Below are 784 nucleotides of genomic sequence, written 5' to 3'. Positions count from 1 at the left end.
CGCCTGCGCCGAGCAGCTGGTGCACGACGGCTCCGCGACCGAGTTCCCGGCGCCCAAGACCTACGTCGCGCCGATGCCGTAGTCCCCGGTGGGCGTGCCGGTGCCGGCGGTCGGGCCGATCCGCACCACCTGGCCGGGCGCCAGCGGCTGCACGATGGGCTCGGGCGCGGGCGCCGGCGGATCGGCGTGGGCGAGCCAAACTCCTTGCGGGGCAATCAAAGCCAATGCAAGCGAGCACCGCGCGATCAGTCGGGTATGGGCGGTGCTCACCCGCTTCTCACAACTGGGCGGCCAGCAACTCGGCGATCTGGATGGTGTTCAGCGCCGCCCCCTTGCGCAGGTTGTCCCCCGACACGAACAGGGCCAGGCCGCGCCCGTCGGGCACGCCGGGGTCGTGCCGGATGCGGCCGACCAACGACTCGTCGACGCCCGCGGCCGCCAACGGCGTCGGCACGTCGACCACCTTCACCCCGGGCGCGCCGTCGAGCAGCTGCCGGGCCCGCTCGGGCGACAGCGGTCGGGCGAATTCGGCGTTGATCGACAGCGAGTGCCCGGTGAAGACCGGCACACGCACGCAGGTTCCGCTCACCGCCAGCTCGGGGATGCCGAGGATCTTGCGGCTCTCGTGCCGCAGCTTCTGGTCCTCGTCGGTCTCGCCGGAGCCGTCGTCCACCAGCGAGCCGGCCAGCGGCACGACGTTGAACGCGATCGGCGCGACGTAGGTCTTGGGCGCCGGGAACTCGGTCGCGGAGCCGTCGTGCACCAGCTGCTCGGCGTCGTCGAT

Annotated in this window: 1 protein-coding gene and 1 pseudogene; both read right to left on the bottom strand. The window is 72.6% G+C overall.

The window, feature by feature from the left end; genetic code table 11:
* Positions 1 to 63 precede the first annotated feature (63 nt).
* Positions 64 to 270, bottom strand: a pseudogene (locus tag A9X03_RS08235) (hypothetical protein); the annotation flags it as partial.
* A gap of 7 nt (positions 271 to 277) precedes the next feature.
* A partial coding sequence (locus A9X03_RS08230; RefSeq protein WP_255396719.1) for an Asd/ArgC dimerization domain-containing protein occupies positions 278 to 784 on the bottom strand: 507 nt, incomplete at its 5' end.

This window comes from Mycobacterium sp. E1715 (assembly GCF_001667625.1).
Classification (GTDB): Bacteria; Actinomycetota; Actinomycetes; order Mycobacteriales; family Mycobacteriaceae; genus Mycobacterium.
Note: the sequence above shows the minus strand (reverse complement) of the source record. Positions and strands in the feature narration are given on the sequence as shown.